The organism is Rhodanobacter sp. C06, assembly GCF_002001105.1.
Classification (GTDB): domain Bacteria; phylum Pseudomonadota; class Gammaproteobacteria; order Xanthomonadales; family Rhodanobacteraceae; genus Rhodanobacter_A.
In genome coordinates, this window is the sequence record NZ_MUNP01000070.1 from 163,090 (window position 1) to 180,889 (window position 17,800).

General features: G+C 66.0%; 16 protein-coding genes and 1 pseudogene. 11 read left to right on the forward strand and 6 right to left on the reverse strand.

The features are described from left to right. Window position 1: 1 nt before the first annotated feature. Window positions 2-1,171 (forward strand): acetate/propionate family kinase, encoded by a 1,170-nt coding sequence (locus B0E52_RS15545; RefSeq protein WP_077485291.1) that lies wholly within the window; start codon window positions 2-4, stop codon window positions 1,169-1,171. 459 nt (window positions 1,172-1,630) lie between these two features. Here the strand turns inward: B0E52_RS15545 and B0E52_RS18730 are convergent. Continuing rightward, window positions 1,631-1,810, reverse strand: a pseudogene (locus tag B0E52_RS18730) (zinc-finger domain-containing protein); the annotation flags it as partial. Here B0E52_RS18730 and B0E52_RS18735 point away from each other — a divergent pair. The 10 genes from B0E52_RS18735 (at window position 1,731) to B0E52_RS18445 (ending at window position 12,707) form a co-directional block, all read left to right on the forward strand. Next, window positions 1,731-2,000, forward strand: coding sequence for a hypothetical protein (locus B0E52_RS18735; protein ID WP_254426831.1), 270 nt, complete (start codon window positions 1,731-1,733; stop codon window positions 1,998-2,000). The pseudogene B0E52_RS18730 and the gene B0E52_RS18735 overlap by 80 nt on opposite strands. 222 nt (window positions 2,001-2,222) lie before the next feature. Continuing rightward, window positions 2,223-3,287, forward strand: a complete 1,065-nt coding sequence (locus B0E52_RS15555; RefSeq protein ID WP_077485293.1) for an NAD(P)/FAD-dependent oxidoreductase — start codon at window positions 2,223-2,225, stop codon at window positions 3,285-3,287. 46 nt (window positions 3,288-3,333) lie between these two features. Beyond that, window positions 3,334-4,401: an FAD:protein FMN transferase gene (locus tag B0E52_RS15560; RefSeq protein ID WP_077485295.1), complete on the forward strand. Its 1,068-nt coding sequence runs from the start codon at window positions 3,334-3,336 to the stop codon at window positions 4,399-4,401. Further along, window positions 4,398-6,611 carry a NosR/NirI family protein gene (locus B0E52_RS15565; RefSeq protein WP_077485297.1) on the forward strand — a complete coding sequence of 738 codons (2,214 nt, stop codon included), beginning with the start codon at window positions 4,398-4,400 and terminating at the stop codon, window positions 6,609-6,611. Before B0E52_RS15560 ends, B0E52_RS15565 begins: the two co-directional genes overlap by 4 nt. 6 nt (window positions 6,612-6,617) lie before the next feature. Continuing rightward, window positions 6,618-8,561 (forward strand): TAT-dependent nitrous-oxide reductase, encoded by a 1,944-nt coding sequence (gene nosZ, locus B0E52_RS15570; protein ID WP_077485299.1) that lies wholly within the window; start codon window positions 6,618-6,620, stop codon window positions 8,559-8,561. Between the two features lie 47 nt (window positions 8,562-8,608). Next, window positions 8,609-9,883 (forward strand): nitrous oxide reductase family maturation protein NosD, encoded by a 1,275-nt coding sequence (locus tag B0E52_RS15575; protein WP_077485301.1) that lies wholly within the window; start codon window positions 8,609-8,611, stop codon window positions 9,881-9,883. Further along, window positions 9,880-10,809, forward strand: coding sequence for an ABC transporter ATP-binding protein (locus B0E52_RS15580; protein WP_077485302.1), 930 nt, complete (start codon window positions 9,880-9,882; stop codon window positions 10,807-10,809). Before B0E52_RS15575 ends, B0E52_RS15580 begins: the two co-directional genes overlap by 4 nt. Then, on the forward strand, window positions 10,806-11,639 hold the full coding sequence (locus B0E52_RS15585; protein WP_077485304.1) for an ABC transporter permease subunit: 834 nt from the start codon (window positions 10,806-10,808) through the stop codon (window positions 11,637-11,639). The genes B0E52_RS15580 and B0E52_RS15585 overlap by 4 nt, the downstream gene beginning before the upstream one ends. A 10-nt stretch (window positions 11,640-11,649) precedes the next feature. Next, the gene (locus B0E52_RS15590) at window positions 11,650-12,309 is read left to right on the forward strand and encodes a nitrous oxide reductase accessory protein NosL (protein ID WP_174575579.1); all 660 of its coding nucleotides are present in this window, start codon (window positions 11,650-11,652) and stop codon (window positions 12,307-12,309) included. Then, window positions 12,306-12,707 carry a hypothetical protein gene (locus B0E52_RS18445; RefSeq protein ID WP_139351718.1) on the forward strand — a complete coding sequence of 134 codons (402 nt, stop codon included), beginning with the start codon at window positions 12,306-12,308 and terminating at the stop codon, window positions 12,705-12,707. Before B0E52_RS15590 ends, B0E52_RS18445 begins: the two co-directional genes overlap by 4 nt. Window positions 12,708-12,854: 147 nt before the next feature. Here the strand turns inward: B0E52_RS18445 and B0E52_RS15595 are convergent, their stop codons facing one another. From B0E52_RS15595 to B0E52_RS15615, 5 genes are all read right to left on the reverse strand, one after another. Next, entirely contained in the window at window positions 12,855-13,157 is a 303-nt protein-coding gene (locus B0E52_RS15595; RefSeq protein ID WP_077485305.1) for a DUF3247 family protein, read from the reverse strand. Window positions 13,158-13,243: 86 nt separating this feature from the next. Then, complete coding sequence (locus B0E52_RS15600; protein WP_077485307.1) at window positions 13,244-16,054, reverse strand: aconitate hydratase; 2,811 nt, start codon at window positions 16,052-16,054, stop codon at window positions 13,244-13,246. Window positions 16,055-16,122: 68 nt separating this feature from the next. Beyond that, entirely contained in the window at window positions 16,123-16,545 is a 423-nt protein-coding gene (gene sdhD / locus B0E52_RS15605; protein WP_077485308.1) for a succinate dehydrogenase, hydrophobic membrane anchor protein, read from the reverse strand. A 3-nt stretch (window positions 16,546-16,548) separates the two neighbouring features. After that, window positions 16,549-16,938: a succinate dehydrogenase, cytochrome b556 subunit gene (gene sdhC / locus B0E52_RS15610; protein WP_077485310.1), complete on the reverse strand. Its 390-nt coding sequence runs from the start codon at window positions 16,936-16,938 to the stop codon at window positions 16,549-16,551. 6 nt (window positions 16,939-16,944) lie between these two features. After that, on the reverse strand, window positions 16,945-17,784 hold the full coding sequence (locus B0E52_RS15615; protein ID WP_077485311.1) for a succinate dehydrogenase iron-sulfur subunit: 840 nt from the start codon (window positions 17,782-17,784) through the stop codon (window positions 16,945-16,947). Window positions 17,785-17,800: the final 16 nt, after the last annotated feature.

Here is a 17,800-nt window from a genome sequence, read left to right on the forward strand (position 1 = left end):
CATGAAGGAAGCCATCCTCGCCCTGAACGTCGGATCGTCCAGCCTCAAGCTGGCTGCTTTCGACGCCACCACGCTCGATCCCGTCCTGCGTGCCGGCGTCACCGGCATCGGGTGCGATGCCCGCGCGACGTTCGAGATGCCCGTGGGCATTCGCCCGGATACGCCTGTGACACCGGCAATCGCAAATATCGAGGAAGCCGCGCACTGGCTGCTCGATATCCTGCAACGGCATTGCCCGGACCTGCACATCGTCGCGGCTGGCCATCGCGTGGTGCACGGCGGCACGCGATTCGATCGGCCCGTGCGCATCGATGCAGCCGTGCTGGCCGGACTGGAGGCGCTGATGCCATTGGCGCCTGCACACCAGCCGGCCGCGATCGCCGTGATCCGCAGCATGAGCATGCGGCTGCCAGGTACACCGCAGATTGCCTGTTTCGACACAGCCTTCCATCGCACCCAGCCGAAGCTTTCACAGTGGTACGCCCTGCCGCGTGCCATGAGCGAGGCCGGCATCGTGCGCATCGGCTTCCACGGAATCTCCTATGAATATGTCGCGAGCGTGCTGTCGGTCATTGCCGGTAGCGCAGCGCACGACAAGGTGGTGGTGGCGCATCTCGGCCATGGCGCCAGCGTGTGCGCCATGCGCGACCTGCGCAGCGTCGCGACCAGCATGGGCCTGACACCGCTCGATGGCCTGATGATGGGGACGCGCTGCGGCGCAATCGATCCGGGCGTGCTGCTGCATCTTTTGCAGGAACAACGGATGGGCGTGCAGGAGCTGGCGGACCTGCTGGGCAACCGCTCCGGCCTGCTGGGCGTGTCCGGGATCAGCGATGACGTGCAGGTGTTGGAAGCCAGTGACGACCCACGCGCACGCGAAGCCTTGGACATGTTTGCCGAGCGTGCTGCCTGCACCATCGCTGCACAGGCGCCGCTGCTCGACGGCCTGCAAGCGCTGGTCTTCACCGGCGGCATCGGCGAACACGCCTCGGGCATGCGACGGCGCATCTGTGATCGACTGGCCTGGCTCGGCCTCACGCTCGACGAGGATGCCAACTTGCGGCATGCGCGACGCATCGATCGGGAAGACGCCTCCGTCCGGGTGTACGTGATTCCGACGAACGAGGAGATCGTGATCGCGCGTGCAGTACGCCGAGTCCTGCTTTGCTGAGGACGGGAGGCCGGCGACACAGCTTCCCAGATGCTTTCTTTGCGAGTGGTCCGTCCTGATTCTGGCGAAAACCGTATCGGCTCGCTCTTTGAGACGGTGATCTGACCTCTCAACCAGGATGGAAATCTTTGGCTGAGCCTTGGTTTGCGATGGGCCCCATCGTTTAAACCAGCGAGCGCAGGTCCGCCCTGTCCTCGATAACGCGGCTTAGTCACCGGCTGCCATGCGGGTACTTGGATCGCGTACTCAACGCCAGCTGCGAGAAGCTTCAGTTATTTTGCTGCGTCGGCGGTGAGCAACTGCGCCACTCCATCGGTTGGAGTGCTGCACTTCAAAGTTGAATCCGCCACACGGTTACCCCTGTTTCCTCGCATTCGATATCGCCAACGCTTCGTAGTAACGCTCCTCGACAAGCCAGCTAGTGCCATGCGGTGGAGGGACATCCGACTCGGCAGGTCGTAGCACGTAGACAGTGCTGCAATAGGGGCAGCGCACGCGCCCGCAATCCTGGATGGGCAGGTAGATGCGAGGATGACTATTCCACAGCGGCGAATCCGGCGTGGGGCAGCACAGCGGCAATTCAGACCACTCCACTTCAACTGGTGCGGTTGATGAATTGCTCAAGGAGTCTGGCACCAAGGTAATGTCGCCAGCAGTCGTGTTTGCGGTAGTTGCAATGTTCGTTGGCGACAAAGTCATAACGGACCCCATGATGAGTTTCTTTGACGCACGAAGCGTCTTACACGTCGAGCTCGAATGCTCTGATCCAGATCAGCAGCAGCAAACTGACCAGAGAGAAATCGCGGTACGAGGGATGACAGCACGCTGATCTGAATCGATTTGTGGGTACACAAGGGGTAGCGTGCGACACATGCTGACGCGCCGCCCGCGTGCGATCTCTGAGCCCCTCGCGGGATGTCCATGCTGCAATGGTCCCAGCCACGCCTGTGGCGTTCGACCACACATCCCCCACGGACAAGACTGACCGAAGTCAAGAACACTGCTCTTGTGTGCGCACATGATCCGCGCCGTCCACACTGCGGATGTATCCATGATCAGCTGCGACACCGTCATCATCGGGGCTGGCCCAGTTGGCCTGTTCCAGGTTTTCGAGTTGGGACTGCTGGGGCTGGATGCACACGTGGTCGATGCCGTTCCACACGCCGGCGGGCAATGCGTGGAGCTGTACCCGGACAAGCCCATCTACGACATCCCGGCGGTGCCAGTGTGCAGCGGGCGCGAGTTGATCGATCGCCTGCAGCGGCAGATCCACCCTTTCGCGCCGCAGTTCCACCTGGGTCACACCGTGAGCGCGCTGGAGCGCATGGCGAACGGCCGGTTCGGACTGCGCACCAGCGACGGACTGGCGTTCGACGCCGGCGCGGTGATCGTCGCCGGCGGCCTGGGCGCGTTCGCGCCGCGCACGCTCGACCTGCCGGAAGCCGCACCGCTGGTGGGCCGCACGCTGCACTACAAGGTGACGCAGCCGGCGGTGTTCGACGGCCGGGACATCGTGATCGCCGGCGGCGGCGATGCGGCGCTGGACTGGGCACTGACCCTGGTCGACCACGCGCGCAGCCTGGTGCTGGTGCACCGCTCGTCCAGCTTCCGCGCGGCGCCGGCCAGCGTGGCGCGCATGCAGGCGCTGTGCGACGACGGCCGCATGCAGCTGTGCGAAGGCGACATCGTGGGCCTGGAGACGGCCGACGGGGCGCTTGCGCAGGTGCGCGTGCGCACGCGCAGCGGCATGGTCCAGCGCATCGAGTCCTCGCACCTGCTGGTGTTCTGGGGCCTGCATCCCGCGCTGGGGCCGATCGCCGACTGGGGGCTGGCTCTGGAACGCCAGCAGCTGGCGGTGGACCCGTCGACGTTCCAGACCTCCGTGCCCGGCGTCTTCGCCGTGGGCGACATCAACACGTACCCGGGCAAGAAGAAGCTGATCCTCTCTGGTTTCCACGAGACAGCGCTGTGCGCGTTCGCCGTGCACGCGCATCTGCATCCTGGCGACAAGGCGAACCTGCAGTACACGACCACCAGCCCGGCGTTGCAACGGCGCCTGGGCGTGCGCGACGCCGTCGGGCATCCGCCGCCACGGGAGGCCGTTGCCTTGGCCTGAAAACGCGCACCGCCTTCGTCACGCCTACCGCCACGGGAGTCATTCCATGCAACGCTCCTTCGATCCCGGCGACCTGCGCTCACCCGAGCGCCGGCGCTGGCTGCAACGGACCGGCCGGCTCGCCTTGGCCGGCGGGCTACTGGCCGGCGGCGGCTGGACGCTGGCCCGGCTCAAGGCGAACCTCTGGCAGGTGCGGCGCGAGCGCACGCTGATGGGCACCTCGGTCTCCGTCGCCTGCCTTGCCGACGACCGGGAAGCCGCCGGCCTCGCCATCGAGGCGGCGTTTGCGCGCATGGCCATGGCCGCCGCCGAGCTGACCCGCTTCGATCCGGCCAGCCCGCTCGCGCGCCTCAACCGCGACGGCCAGCTGCACGTAGTGCCCCATCACCTGCACGCGGTGCTGCGCGAGGCCATGGCGCTGTCGCAGCGGACGCAGGGCGCGTTCGACGCAAGTGTGCTGCCGGTGCTGCGCTACTTCGAGACGCTGCGCGGCATCAGCCGTCTGGACGGCCGAGTAGACGCGCGTATCGGGCAACGCGAGCGACTGGTCGATTACCGCGCGATCCAGATGGACGCGCTCGGCGTCCGCCTCGGCAAGCCCGGCATGGCGGTCACCCTGGACGGCATCGCCAAGGGCTACGTGGTGGATCAGGGCGTGGCCGCGCTCAAGGCGCACGGCATCGAGTACGGCCTCGTGGATGCCGGCGGCGACGTGCACGCCTTCAGCGGCAGCGACCCGAACCGGCACTGGAACGTCGGCATCGTCGATCCGCGGGACACCGGCCGCGTGGCCGCGGTGGTGCAGGTGCGCAACGCCGCGCTCTCCACCTCGGGCAACTACCGCATCTTCTTCTCCGCCGATCGCCGCCTGTTCCACATCGTCGATCCGCGCTCCGGCTTCTCGCCGCAGGCCTACGCCAGCGTCACGATGATGGCAGTGCGCTCCGTGCTCGCCGACGGCATGAGCACGGCGGCCTTCTCGCTGGCGCTGCCGCAGGTGGCCGAACAGGCGGCCGCGCAGGATCTGCAGTGGCTGGCGATCTCGCGCGACGGCGCGCGGCGCTGGCGCTCGCGGGCGTTGCCGCTGATCGCCGGGGAGGCGCAGGTCGCATGAACGCGCCGCGCTGGCTGCGCTCCTGGCTGCGCCTGGGCGCCCTCGCCGGCCTGCTGGCCGTGGCGTCGCTGCCCGCGTTCGCCGGCATCGACGGCCAGTATCCCGAACTGCGCAAGGCCTTCCCCGAAGCGACCCGTTTCGGCGACGTCGAGGGCAATCCGCCCGCCGCGGCGGTGTACCAGGGCGACAAGGTCGTCGGCTACGCCTTCGAGACGGTGATGGTGGCGCCGGTGCCGGCGTATTCCGGCAAGCCGATCAACATCCTCGTCGCCATCGGCGCCGACGGCGCGATCCGCTCCGCGCGCGTGCTGCACCAGGAGGAACCGATCCTCCTGGTCGGCATTCCGGTGCAGAAGCTCTACGACTTCGTGGATCGCTACATCGGCCACCACGTGGACGACCAGATCGTGGTCGGCAACGGCGGCGGTGGCGGCACCCACATCGACGCCATCTCCAGCGCCACGGTGACCTCGATGGTCGCCAACGAGACGATCTTGAACGCCGCGCTGAAGGTGGCCGCCTCGCGCCACATCATCGCCGGCGCCGGCGGCGACGAGGCCGGCAGCGAGGTCACCGTGCGCCGCGACCGTTACCAGCGCGCGGACTGGCCCGCGCTCGTGGCGAACGGCGCCATCGGCCACCTCCACCTCACCCGCCAGCAGGTGGCCGACGCCTTCCAGGGGCAGCCGGAAAGCGGCCTGGTGGACGACCCCACCGCGCCGCCGCCCGCCGGGCATGGCGCGGACAATTTCATCGACCTGTGGTTCGCCGACGTCACGCCGCCCACGGTGGGCCGCAACCTGCTCGGCGAGGCCGCCTACGCGGACCTGATGAAGCGCCTCGGCCAGGGCGACACCGCAGTGGCGGTGATGGCCAACGGCATCTATTCCTTCAAGGGCCTGGGTTACGTGCGCGGCGGCATCTTCGACCGCGTGCACCTGATCCAGGACGGGCGGCTGGTGCTGTTCCACGACACCGACCTGGTGCAGATGGGCGGCAGCCCGCTCGCCGGCAAGCCGGACTTCGCCGAGCAGGCGATCTTCATCGTGCGCCACGCCGTGGCAGCCAGCGGCTTCGACGCCGTGCGGCCCTGGACGCTGCAACTGATGGTGAACCGCCAGATCGGCCCGCTGCAGAGCATCTACCACACCTTCACCACCGACTACCGCATGCCGCCGGGGTACACCACGGCCCCGGCGTCCGCCGGCGGCGGCGACCGGTCGGCCACGCCCAAGGCGCTGTGGGAGCAGGTCTGGCTGGGCCGCAAGCTCGACATCGCCCTGCTGCTCGCCGGACTCGGCACGCTCACCTTGATCCTCGCCTTCCAGGACTGGCTGGTGCGGTACCCGCACCTGCTCGAGCGCATCCGCGTGGGCTTCCTCGTCTACACCCTGGTGTACATCGGCTGGTACAGCCTCGCGCAGCTCTCGGTGGTGAACATCTTCACCTTCATCCACTCGGTGCTGAACAGCTTCCAGTGGTCTACGTTCCTGATGGATCCCCTGGTGTTCATCCTGTGGGTGTTCGTGGCCGCCACGCTGCTGCTGCTCGGGCGCGGCGTCTACTGCGGCTGGCTGTGCCCGTTCGGTGCGTTGCAGGTGCTGGTGAACAAGCTCGCCCGCCGGTTCAAGGTGGCGCAGTTCGAGTTCCCGCCGTACGTGCACGAACGCCTGTGGGCGATCAAGTACATCATCCTGCTGGTGCTGTTCGGCATCTCGCTGCAATCGGTGGCCACCGCCGAGCACTACGCCGAGGTGGAGCCGTTCAAGACCGCCATCACCCTGCACTTCGCACGCTCGTGGGGCTTCGTGCTCTATGCCGTCGCACTGGTCGCGGTGTCGGCGTTCAACAACAAGTTCTATTGCCGCTACGTGTGCCCGCTGGGTGCGGGGCTGGCGGTGTCCGGCCGTTTCCACCTGTTCGAATGGCTGCGCCGGCGCAAGGAATGCGGCCGCCCCTGCCAGATCTGCGCCAACGAGTGCGAGGTGCGCGCGATCAATCAGATCGGCCAGATCAACTTCAACGAATGCCATTACTGCCTGGACTGCCAGGTGACCTACGCCAACGACCACAAGTGCCCGCCACTGGTCGAACGCCGCAAGAAGCGCGAGCGCGCGGCGCGCCCGTTGCCCACGCCGGTGGTGCTCTCCGGCACGCCCCCTGCGGGGGACCGCCCGGGCACCACTCCAACAATCCCCACCAACGGATGATCAGCCATGCACGACGAAACCGACCACGCATCCCGCCAGCCTGACCCGGCCGAAGCGCCCGGCCAGCCGGCGCGGCGGCAATTCATGAAGAACAGCGCGCTCGCCGGCCTGGCCGGCGCGGCCGGGCTCACCCTGTCGGCCTGCGGCAAACAGGGCGCCACCGCCGGCAAGGGGGCGGCCTCCGCCGCGGCAGGCACGGCTGCCGACGCGAAGGAACTCGCCAGCGACCAGGTACCGCCCGGCCAGCTCGACGAGTACTACGGTTTCTGGAGCGGCGGCCAATCCGGCGAAGTCCGCCTGTACGGCATACCGTCGATGCGTGAGCTGATACGCATTCCGGTGTTCAACCCTGACTTCACCATCGGCTGGGGCATCACCAACGAGAGCAAACGCGTGCTCGGGCCGAACTTCCCGCCTGGCGGCGATTGCCACCACCCGCACATGAGCCAGACCGACGGCCACTACGACGGCCGCTACGTGTTCATCAACGACAAGGCGCATACGCGCGTGGCGCGCATACGCTGCGACGTGATGCGCACCGACCGCATCATCGACGTGCCCAACGTGCAGGCGATCCATGGCCTGCGCGTGCAGCGCGCGCCGCGCACCGGCTACGTGTTCGCCAACGGCGAGTTCCTCGCCCCGGCCCCCAACGACGGTCACGCGCTGGAGGATGTCGACAAGTACCAGACCATGTTCAGCGCGATCGACGGCGACACCATGGAAGTGGCCTGGCAGGTGCTGGTGGACGGCAACCTCGACAACACCGAGGCCGACTACGCCGGCAAGTACGCGATCTCCACCTGCTACAACAGCGAAAAGGGGATGGACCTGTCGGCCACCATGCAGGCCGAGCGCGACTGGGTGGTGGTCTTCAACATTCCGCGCATCGAGGCCGCGGTGAAGGCGGGCCAGTTCAAGACCATCGGCGATTCCAAGGTGCCCGTGGTCGATGGCCGGCACGGCTCGCCGCTGACGCTCTACATCCCGATCCCGAAGAACCCGCACGGCATCAACGCCAGCCCGGACGGCAAGTACGTGGTGGCCAACGGCAAGCTGTCGCCCACGGTGTCGGTGATGGAGTGGAGCCGCATCGACGACTGCTTCGCCGGCAAGCTGAAGGACCCGCGCGATGCCGTGGTCGCCGAACCGGAGATCGGCCTGGGCCCGCTGCACACCGCCTACGACGGCCGCGGCAACGCCTACACCACCCTGTTCATCGACAGCCAGATCGCCAAGTGGAACATCGCCGACGCGATCGCTGCGTACAACGGCAAGAAGGTCAACTACCTGCGCCAGAAGATCGACGTGGCCTACCAGCCCGGGCACTGCCACACATCGATGGGCGAAACCCGCGACGCCGACGGCAAATGGCTGCTCTCGCTGAACAAGTTCTCCAAGGATCGCTTTCTGCCCGTCGGCCCGCTGCACCCGGACAACGACCAGCTGATCGACATCTCCGGCGACACCATGAGGCTGGTCGCCGATGGCCCGGTCTACTCCGAGCCGCACGACGTGGTGCTGTTGCACCGCCGGCTGCTGATCGACAAGGTCAAGCACGTCTGGGACCGCGACGATCCCTACTTCGCCGACGCCATAGCCATGGCCAAGCGCCACGGCATCAACGTGCTGGCCGACAGCAAGGTGATCCGCGAAGGGCGCAAGGTGTACGTCTACATGACCTCGGCTGCGCCGATCTACGGCATCAACAACTTCAAGGTGAAGAAGGGCGACGAGGTCACCGTGACGGTGACCAACATCGATGCCGTGGAGGACGTGACTCATGGCTTCTGCATCGCCAACTACGGCATCAACATGGAGATCAGCCCGGGTGCCACCTCCTCGGTGACCTTCACCGCCGACAAGGCCGGCGTGTACTGGTACTACTGCACGTTCTTCTGCCATGCCATGCACATGGAGATGCAGGGACGCATGCTGGTGGAAGCCTGAGGCCAGGCCGCGCCGTCGCCTCCCGCGACGGCGCGGCACGCGCAGCCATGTCCGCCGCCCGCCTGTCCATCCTGACCCTGGCCGCCGTACTGGTGGCTCCTTGCACGCGCGCCGCCGACGACCTGACCGCGCGCGTGGCGGCGGCCGCGCCCGGCGCGGTGATCGAGGTGCCCGCCGGCGTGCATCATGTCCACCTGCGCGTGGACAAGCCCCTGGTCCTGGAAGGGCGACCCGGCGCGATCCTCGATGGCGACGGCCGCGGCGACGTGCTGCGCATCGGCGCCGACCATGTCACGGTGCGCAATCTCGACGTGCGCGCCAGCGGCACCGACCTCACCGCGATGAATGCCGGCATCTACGTCGAGCGCAGCGCGCACGACGTACTCATCGCGGGCAGCACGGTCGAGGACAGCCTCTTCGGCATCTACCTCGACGGAGCCTCCGACGTGCAGGTGCGGCACAACACCGTGCGCGGCATCCGCCGCCTGCGCGTGGCCGACCGCGGCGACGGCATCCACCTGTGGAACGACACCGGCTGCACCATCGAAGACAACGACGTCGGCTGGTCGCGCGACGGCATCTACGTCTATGTCAGCACGCAGAACACGATTGCCCGCAACACGGTGCACGACGTGCGCTACGGCGTCCACTACATGTACTCGCACCGCAATCGGCTGACCGGCAACGCGAGCCGCAACAACCTCGCCGGCTACGCGCTGATGGCTTCCGACCACTTGCACGTGATCGGCAACACCAGTGACGGCGACCAGGCCTACGGGTTCCTGTTCAACTACATTTCCTACAGCGAGATCGCCGGCAACTTGGTGCGCGGAGTCGCCGGCCAGCGCGGCGGCGACGGCCAGTCCATCGACGGCGGCGAGGGCAAGGGCCTGTTCGTCTACCTGTCGCAGTTCAATGCGATCCACGACAATCTGGTCGCCGACTCGCAGATCGGCATCCACGTGACCGCGGGCTCGGAGCACAACCGGGTCTGGAACAACCGCTTCATCGACAACCGCGTGCAGGTCAAGTACGCGCAGAACCTCGCCCAGGAATGGTCCGAGCGCGGGCGCGGCAACTTCTGGAGCGATTACCTCGGGTGGGACCTGGACGGCGACGGCATCGGCGACGTGCCGTTCCGGCCCAACGACAGCGTCGACGTGCTGCTGTGGAAATACCCGGCCGCGCGAAGCCTGATGTCCAGTCCGTCGATCCTGCTGCTGCGCTACGTGCAGCGCGCCTTCCCGGTATTCACCCCGGCCGCGGTGCAGGACAGCCACCCGCTGATGCGCGCCCCGGCCCCCTACGGAGTCGATCCATGAACCACGCGATTGCATGCGAGGCGCTGGCCAAGCGCTACGGCACGCTCGCCGCGCTCGACGGCGTCAGCGCCTGCGTGCCGCGCGGCCGGGTGATCGGCCTGCTCGGCCACAACGGCGCCGGCAAGTCGACCCTGATCAAGCTGATCCTGGGCCTGATCGCCCCCAGCGGCGGCCGCCTAGACGTGCTCGGCCAGTCGCCGTGGCGCGCGCACGCGCTGCGCCGGCGCATCGGCTACCTGCCCGAGAGCGCCACCTTCTACGCCAGCCTGAGCGGGCGCGAGCTGCTCGACTACCTGGCCCGGCTGAAGCAGGCGCCGCGCGGCCAGACGCAGGCGCTGCTGGAGCGCGTCGGCCTGGCCCACGCCGCCGACCGGCGCATCGGCACGTACTCCAAGGGCATGCGGCAACGCCTCGGCCTGGCGCAGGCCCTGCTCGGCTCGCCGGAACTGGTGCTGCTGGACGAACCGACCACCGGCCTCGACCCGCAGGCCACCCGCGAGCTGTACCGCATCGTCGGCGAGCTGCGCGCGGACGGCCGCTGCGTGCTGATTTCCTCGCACCTGCTCGCCGAGCTGGAGCCGCACATCGACGGCGCGTTGATCCTGCGCCAGGGCCGGCTGCTCGCCGCCGGCAGCCTCGACGCGCTGGGCGAGCAGGCCGCACTGCCCGCCCGCGTGCTGCTGCACCCGCGCGGTGACGCCGCCGGCGAACTGCTGGCCCGGCTGGACGCGCGCGGCCTACCCGCGCAGCGGCGGCCCGACGGTCGGCTGGAGCTGCAGGTGCCGCGGGCCGGCAAGCTGCCCGTGCTGCGCGAACTGCTCGCCGATCCCGCGGTGGCCGACCTCGACGTGCGCGAGCCCACGCTGGCGCAGCTCTACGACTGGCTCGGCGCCGGTCAGCGGTCCGCCGCGGAGGCCTGCGCATGAACACCATCCTCATCGTCGCCCGGAAGGAGTTCCGCGACGACTTCCGCAACCGCTGGACGGTGGCGCTCACGATACTGTTCGCGCTGCTGGCACTGGGCATCGCCTGGTTCGGCAGCGCCGCCGCCGGCCGGGTCGGCTTCACCTCGTTCGACGCCACGCTGGCCAGCCTGACCACGCTGGGCGCCTTCGTGATCCCGCTGATCGGCCTGCTGATCGCCTACGACGCCATCGTCGGCGAGCGCGACGACGGCACCCTGCTGCTGATGCTCAGCTATCCGCTGGCGCGCGGCCAGCTGGTCGCCGGCAAGTTCCTCGGCCACTGCGGCGCACTGGCCGTAGCCACCCTGCTCGGCTTCGGCCTGGCGGTGGCGATCATGCAACTGATGCAGCCGCCCGCGCAGACGCTGCAGGCGTGGCTGCACATCGGCCGCTTCATCCTCAGCGCCTCGCTGCTGGGCGCCTGCTTCGTCGGGCTGGCCTGCCTGATCAGCGTGCTGACCGTCGACAAGTCGCGCGCCGCCGGCCTGGCGCTGATCGGCTGGCTGCTCAGCGTGGTGCTGTTCGACCTGGCGCTGCTGGCGTTGCTGGTGGTCAGCGGCGGCAACCCGGTCGAACGGGCGATGTATCCGTACCTGTTGCTGCTCAACCCGGTCGATGTGTTCCGGCTGGTCAACCTCACCGCTCTGGGCGACGGTGCCGGCAACGACCTGCTGACCGGCATGACCGCCCACCACGGCTACTCGCCGCTGCTACTGTGCCTGGTGCTGTTGGCCTGGGCGGTGCTGCCGTTCGCCGGGGCGATGCTTGCATTCCGGCGCAAGGAAATCTGAGGAGAAACGCATGTGCACCCGTTCCCCACTCCGCTCCGGCTGGCTGGCGACACCGGCCCTCGCGCTGGCCCTGCTCACTGGTTGCGGTGTCGACCGCACCCCCGCCCGGCAAGCGGTCGACACCCATCCGGACGACACCTGCGCCGTATGCGGCATGTACCTGGACAGTTCGCCAGGGCCGCGGGCGGAAGCCTGGGTGGCCGGCCGCACCAAGCCGCTGATGTTCGACTCCACCCGCGACTTCTTCGCCTACGTGCTGCAGCCTGAAAATCAGGCCTCGCTGCAGGCGCTGTTCGTGCAGGACAGCGCGCATATCGACTGGCAGCAGCCCAGCCACGCCGCGGCCAGCTTCATCGACGCGCGCCGTGCTTTCTATGCGGTCTGGCAGCCGCTGCCCGGTTCGATGGGCCCAACCCTGGCGCCATTCGCCACACGCGTGGCAGCGGCGGCTTTCGTGCACGAACACGGCGGCGCCGTGCTCGGCTTCGACGAGGTCACTCCCGCGCTGGTGGCCGCGCTGGATTACCGCTGTCCCGCCAAGGCGGCCGCTGGCGCCCATGGCCCGCTGCAGTGCCTGGCTAGGCCCACGGCATCCACGGGGCTAACGGCCGCGCCGCAATCACTGGATTCGCCTGCACCGCAGGGCCAGTCAGTCCAGCCACTTCCATGACCGGGAATTCTCAGCATGTTCCAACTGAACAGTACTTCGCATCGGGTCGCATTACTCGTGCTGGTACTGAGCCAGCACTCGGGCTCGTCAAGGGTTGCCTGCGAACGGCTATTTGGCGGCACCAAGCCCCGACGCACCTGAGCGTCATTCGGCAGCGCCGCCACGCGGCGGCAGTGAAACACGGCGGACTGGAAATCACCGATGCGGTAGTGATCGAATGCGAGGACACACAGATAAACTCTTCGGCACTGTTCGATCTGGAGTTCATCGCCCCGTTTCGTCTCCAGCTCGGCGCCTTCACGCGCAACCGCAAGCTCAACGCACCACGTCTACACGCCACGATGATGGCAGACGTTTGCATCTCCGCCGATCGAGGCGGCACGGGGCGATCTATTTGACCAGCTCAAGGTACCATCGTACGCGTGTGGGCTGTTCGGATCGGGCCTTCTCCAAGGCACGCGTTGGGTGCAGCGCGGTGGTGTTCGATTGCCTCAACCGACAGCCTGCTAGCGTGGCTGCAAGGGCGGAACAGTCAGTCGTTGCCATCAGTTTTCGCCACCCAGTCCGGAATCAAGATGCTCGACGTGCTCGACCTGGTCCAACCACAGATTCCAGGCGCCATGCGGTGCGGCTGGACTCTCCAGGGTAATGACGGCGTTGATTCCTTCTTCGCCTTGGGGATCGCGAAACACTTGCGTACTGGCGCGCACCTTGACGACGCCGGTGTACGTTGTGCCGTTGCGTAATGACAGTACAACGCGACCGTGCGCGGGAAGTTGCGAGATCAGTGTTTCCAACCGCCCAACGTCAGCGTCAGTGGTGCAGATTCGAGGGGCTTGTTTGCTCATGATTCGACCCTTCAACTGAAAGAAACCAATGCATCAAGGTGGGCACCAGTTGCCAGCATCAAGCGCAGCACGACGATATAGAGCACTCACTTCTGCGCGTCGTCGAGCAGCTGGCGCAGCATGTACGGCAGGATGCCGCCATGGCAGTAGTACTCAGCCTCGACGGGTGTATCGATGCGCACGGTGGCACTGAATTTCGTCACCTTGCCTTGTCCGTCGGTGGCGCGCACATGCACTTCGTGTGGAGGTACGCCCTTGGCGGCAAGGCCACTGATGTCGAAGCTTTCCTCGCCGGTCAGGCCCAGTGAGTCTGCGCTGTCGCCGGCCTTGTACTGCAACGGCAGCACGCCCATGCCTATTAGGTTAGAGCGGTGGATGCGCTCGTAGGACTGGGCAATCACCACGCGTACACCCAGCAGCGCAGTACCTTTGGCGGCCCAGTCGCGCGACGAACCGGAGCCGTATTCCTTGCCGGTCAGGATGACTAGCGGCGTACCCGCCTTGATGTAGTTGACCGACGCGTCGTAGATGCTGCTTACCGGTGCATCATCTTGCGTGAAGTCACGAGTAAAGCCACCCTCGGTGCCAGGCGCCAACTGGTTGCGCAGGCGGATGTTGGCGAAGGTGCCGCGAATCATCACCTCGTGGTTGCCGCGACGTGAGCCGTAGGAGTTGAAGTCCTTGCGCTCGATGCCATGGTCGATGAGGTACTTGCCCGCGGGCGAGTCGACCTTAATCGCACCGGCCGGGCTGATGTGGTCGGTGGTCACCGAATCGCCCAGTTTGGCCAGCACGCGCGCGCCCGTGATGTCCGTCAGTGGCTGGATCTTGCGGCCGACGCCATCGAAATACGGCGGCTGGCGCACGTAGGTGGAATCACCGCTCCATTCGAACGCGTCGCCTTCGGGGACCTCCAGGCTGCGCCAATTTTCGTCGCCGGCAAATACGTCGGCGTAGCCCTTGGTGAACATCTCCGCCTGTACGCAAGCATCGATGACCTTCTTGATCTCGTCGATCGATGGCCAGATGTCGCGCAGGTACACCGGCTTGCCGTCGCTGCCTGCGCCCAGCGGCTCCTTCAACAGGTTTGCGTGCATGGTGCCGACCAGTGCATAGGCGACCACCAGCATCGGCGAGGCCAGGAAGTTCATCTGGGTCTGCGGGTGAATGCGGCCCTCGAAGTTGCGATTGCCCGAGAGCACGGCGCTGACGTTGAGCTGGTGTTCGTCCACGGCCACAGCGACTTCCGGAATCAGCGGCCCCGAATTGCCGATGCAGGTGGTGCAGCCGTAGCCGACGAGGTTGAAGCCGAGCTGGTCCAGGTATGACGTGAGCCCCGCCCGGTCATAATAGTCGGTCACCACGCGCGAGCCCGGTGCCAGCGACGTCTTGACCCACGGCTTGCGTGTCAAGCCTTTTTCCACTGCGTGTTTGGCCAGCAGGCCGGCACCGATCATGACCAGCGGATTGGAGGTGTTGGTGCACGAGGTGATGGCAGCGATGACGACGTGGCCGTTGTCGACCTTGGCAGGGGTGCCGTCGGCTAGGGTGATGTCCACCGGCGCATGCGGCCAGTCATGGGCCATGTCGCAATGGCCCGGCACCCGCGGAGGTTCGGTGTTGCAGTCCCTGGCAATGGAAACCGGGTCGCTGGCAGGGAACGTTTCGTCAATGCCTTCGTCCAGGCATCCCAGGATTGCCTTCTCATAGGGCTGTCCGCCCAGCAATGCGCCGACGGCACTCGGGGCGATGCGCACCGGGATACGATCCTGTGGACGCTTGGGACCGGCGATGGAGGGTTCCAGCGATCCCAGATCCAGCTCCAGGGTTTGCGAGAACTCCGGCTCGTTGTCAGGGTCGTGCCACATGCCTTGCGCCTTGGCATAGGCCTCGACCAGACGCACCTGATGCTCGGGGCGACCGGTCAGGCGCAAATAGGAAAGCGTCTCCTCGTCGATCGGAAAAATCGCGCAGGTCGCGCCGTATTCCGGGCTCATGTTGCCCAGCGTAGCGCGGTTGGCCAGCGGAATACGCGCCACGCCTGGGCCGTAGAAATCGACGAACTTGCCGACCACACCGGTCTTGCGCAGCAGCTCGGCCACGGTGAGCACCAAGTCGGTAGCGGTCGTGCCGGGCGGAAACTCGCCGGTCAGCTTGAGCCCGACCACCTGCGGAATCAGCATGCTCATCGGTTGGCCCAGCATCGCGGCCTCGGCTTCGATACCGCCGACGCCCCAGCCAAGCACACCCAATCCGTTGACCATTGGCGTGTGCGAGTCGGTGCCGACCAGCGTATCGGGATAGGCCATCATTCCGTCGGGCCCTTCGCGGGTGAATACGACGCGCGACAGGTATTCCAGATTGACCTGGTGGCAGATGCCGGTGTCCGGCGGCACCACCTTGAAATTGTTGAATGCCTGCTGTGCCCAACGCAGCAGTTGATAGCGCTCGATGTTGCGCTGGAATTCCAGTTGGGCATTGGTGGCGAAGGCATCGGCACTGCCGAACACGTCGGCGATGACGGAGTGATCGATGACCAGCTCACTGGGCACCAGTGGATTGATGCATTGCGGGTCGCCGCCCAGTGCGATGATCGCATCGCGCATGGCCACCAGGTCAACCACGCAGGGCACGCCGGTGAAATCCTGCATCAGTACGCGTGCTGGTGTGTACTGGATCTCCTGCGTCGGCTCGGCGGCAGGATGCCAGCCGGCGAGTGCCTCGATCTGCTTGGCCGTTACAAGGCGGCCATCCTCGTTGCGCAGCAGGTTTTCCAACAACACCTTCAGACTGTACGGCAGCCGCTGTGCGCCTTTGATGCGTTCCAGCCGATGGATGACATAGCTGACGCCATCGACATCAAGTCGGTCGCGGGTGGCGAAACCGTTGTTGGTCATGAGTCGGTCCCGAGAAGTGAATGCCGACTAAGGTGCCGTGTTGAATACGAGCGCGTCCGCGATCGGATTCAGCGCAGACTAATCAATAGCACGGCGAAAATGCCGACCGACATTAGCGCGTAACAGATGCCGTGAATGGCGGCCACCACGACGAACCTGACGCGATCGGCATGCATATAGTCTTCGACGATGACCTGCAGACCCAAGCGCAGGTGCTGAAACAGCGCCACCAGCAGCAGGATCATCGGCACCGACGTCACTGGTCGCGCGAGCCAGGCCACGAGTTCGGCGTGACCGGCGCGGGTATGGCTGATCAGCGCGGCCAGAAACCATATGAGCAACGGGATCAGCGCAACCGCCGTGGCCCGCTGCAGCCACCAGTGCGAGGCGCCGGTCTTGGCCGAGCCAAGACCAATGGCCCGGTGCAGCGCCGTGGCGCGATCGCCTGGGGCGCTGCGCTGCAGCGGGCCATGTCGCTTCCATTCCGACATGTGCTAGGCCCCCATGCTCAAGGCTATTGCCCAGGTGGCCCCGGTCAGCAGCACACTAGTCATCACCACACACCAGCCGCTGAGATAGATGTTGCGCAATTCGAACCCGTAATCCAGGTCCCAGGCCAGGTGGCGGATGCCGTTGCACAGGTGATAGAACAGCGCAAGCGTCCAGCTGAACAGCAGGACATGTCCGATCCACGAACCCATTAAGCTTTCCAGCGTCGCATACGTGTGGCCACCTTGGACCACGGCGATCAGCCAACCGACTAGTGCAAACGCGCCCAGCGCCAGCCAGACGCCACTGGCGCGGTGGGTGATTGAAAGTACCGAGGTCAGTTGCGGCCGGTAGATCTGCACATCGGGTGATCGCGGGCGGGGACGGATAGCCACGGCCGGTCACCCGCAGCGCTGCTGCATCATCAGCTTGATCTCGGCAATTTTCTTGCCGGGGTTCAGGCCTTTGGGGCAGGTGCGCGTACAGTTAAGGATGGTGTGGCAGCGATACAACTTGAACGGATCCTCGAGATCGTCCAGCCGCTCTTCGGTCGCGTCGTCACGGCTGTCCACCAGCCAACGATGCGCCTGCAACAACACGGCCGGTCCCAGAAATCGATCGCCGTTCCACCAGTGGCTGGGACAGCCAGAGGTGCAACAGAAGCAAAGGATGCACTCGTAATCGCCATCGAGTTTCTTGCGCTCCTCCGGCGATTGCAGACGCTCGCTTGTCGGCGGTGGCGTGTTGCTTCGCAACCAGGGCTTGATGGAGGTGTACTGGGCCAATGCGTGGCTCTGGTCACCGACCAGGTCCTTGACCACGTCCATGTTGTTGAGCGGATACACCGTCGCCGGATCGCTGATTTCGTCCAGTGAGCGGATGCAGGCGAGCCAATTGGTGCCATCGATATTCATCGCGCAGGAACCGCAAATGCCTTCCCGGCAGGAGCGGCGGAACGTGAGCGTGGGGTCGACCTCGTTCTTGATCTTGATCAGCGCATCTAGAAGCATCGGCCCGCATTTGTCGCGATCGATGGTATAGGTGTCGATATGGGGACCGCGGTCGGAGCCTGGATCGTAACGATAAATACGTAGACGCTTGACCCGCGTCGCATTTGTCGGTTCGGGCCAGACTCGACCCTCTTCGATACGCGACGTGGGGGATGTACCAAGGTTTCCTGGTACTGGAAAACGTTTGGGAAGACGCCAGCTCGAGATCTGCTTGGAGTTTTTGATCAACATGACACCTCCCTCCAAT

Bases quoted from the DNA above. Each gene is read 5' to 3' on its own strand.
- B0E52_RS15545 (WP_077485291.1), top strand. From the start codon at position 2: ATGAAGGAAGCCATCCTCGCCCTGAACGTCGGATCGTCCAGCCTCAAG.
- B0E52_RS15555 (WP_077485293.1), top strand. From the start codon at position 2,223: ATGATCAGCTGCGACACCGTCATCATCGGGGCTGGCCCAGTTGGCCTG.
- B0E52_RS15560 (WP_077485295.1), top strand. From the start codon at position 3,334: ATGCAACGCTCCTTCGATCCCGGCGACCTGCGCTCACCCGAGCGCCGG.
- B0E52_RS15565 (WP_077485297.1), top strand. From the start codon at position 4,398: ATGAACGCGCCGCGCTGGCTGCGCTCCTGGCTGCGCCTGGGCGCCCTC.
- nosZ (WP_077485299.1), top strand. From the start codon at position 6,618: ATGCACGACGAAACCGACCACGCATCCCGCCAGCCTGACCCGGCCGAA.
- B0E52_RS15575 (WP_077485301.1), top strand. From the start codon at position 8,609: ATGTCCGCCGCCCGCCTGTCCATCCTGACCCTGGCCGCCGTACTGGTG.
- B0E52_RS15580 (WP_077485302.1), top strand. From the start codon at position 9,880: ATGAACCACGCGATTGCATGCGAGGCGCTGGCCAAGCGCTACGGCACG.
- B0E52_RS15585 (WP_077485304.1), top strand. From the start codon at position 10,806: ATGAACACCATCCTCATCGTCGCCCGGAAGGAGTTCCGCGACGACTTC.
- B0E52_RS15590 (WP_174575579.1), top strand. From the start codon at position 11,650: ATGTGCACCCGTTCCCCACTCCGCTCCGGCTGGCTGGCGACACCGGCC.
- B0E52_RS18445 (WP_139351718.1), top strand. From the start codon at position 12,306: ATGACCGGGAATTCTCAGCATGTTCCAACTGAACAGTACTTCGCATCG.
- B0E52_RS15595 (WP_077485305.1), bottom strand. From the start codon at position 13,157: ATGAGCAAACAAGCCCCTCGAATCTGCACCACTGACGCTGACGTTGGG.
- B0E52_RS15600 (WP_077485307.1), bottom strand. From the start codon at position 16,054: ATGACCAACAACGGTTTCGCCACCCGCGACCGACTTGATGTCGATGGC.
- sdhD (WP_077485308.1), bottom strand. From the start codon at position 16,545: ATGTCGGAATGGAAGCGACATGGCCCGCTGCAGCGCAGCGCCCCAGGC.
- B0E52_RS15615 (WP_077485311.1), bottom strand. From the start codon at position 17,784: ATGTTGATCAAAAACTCCAAGCAGATCTCGAGCTGGCGTCTTCCCAAA.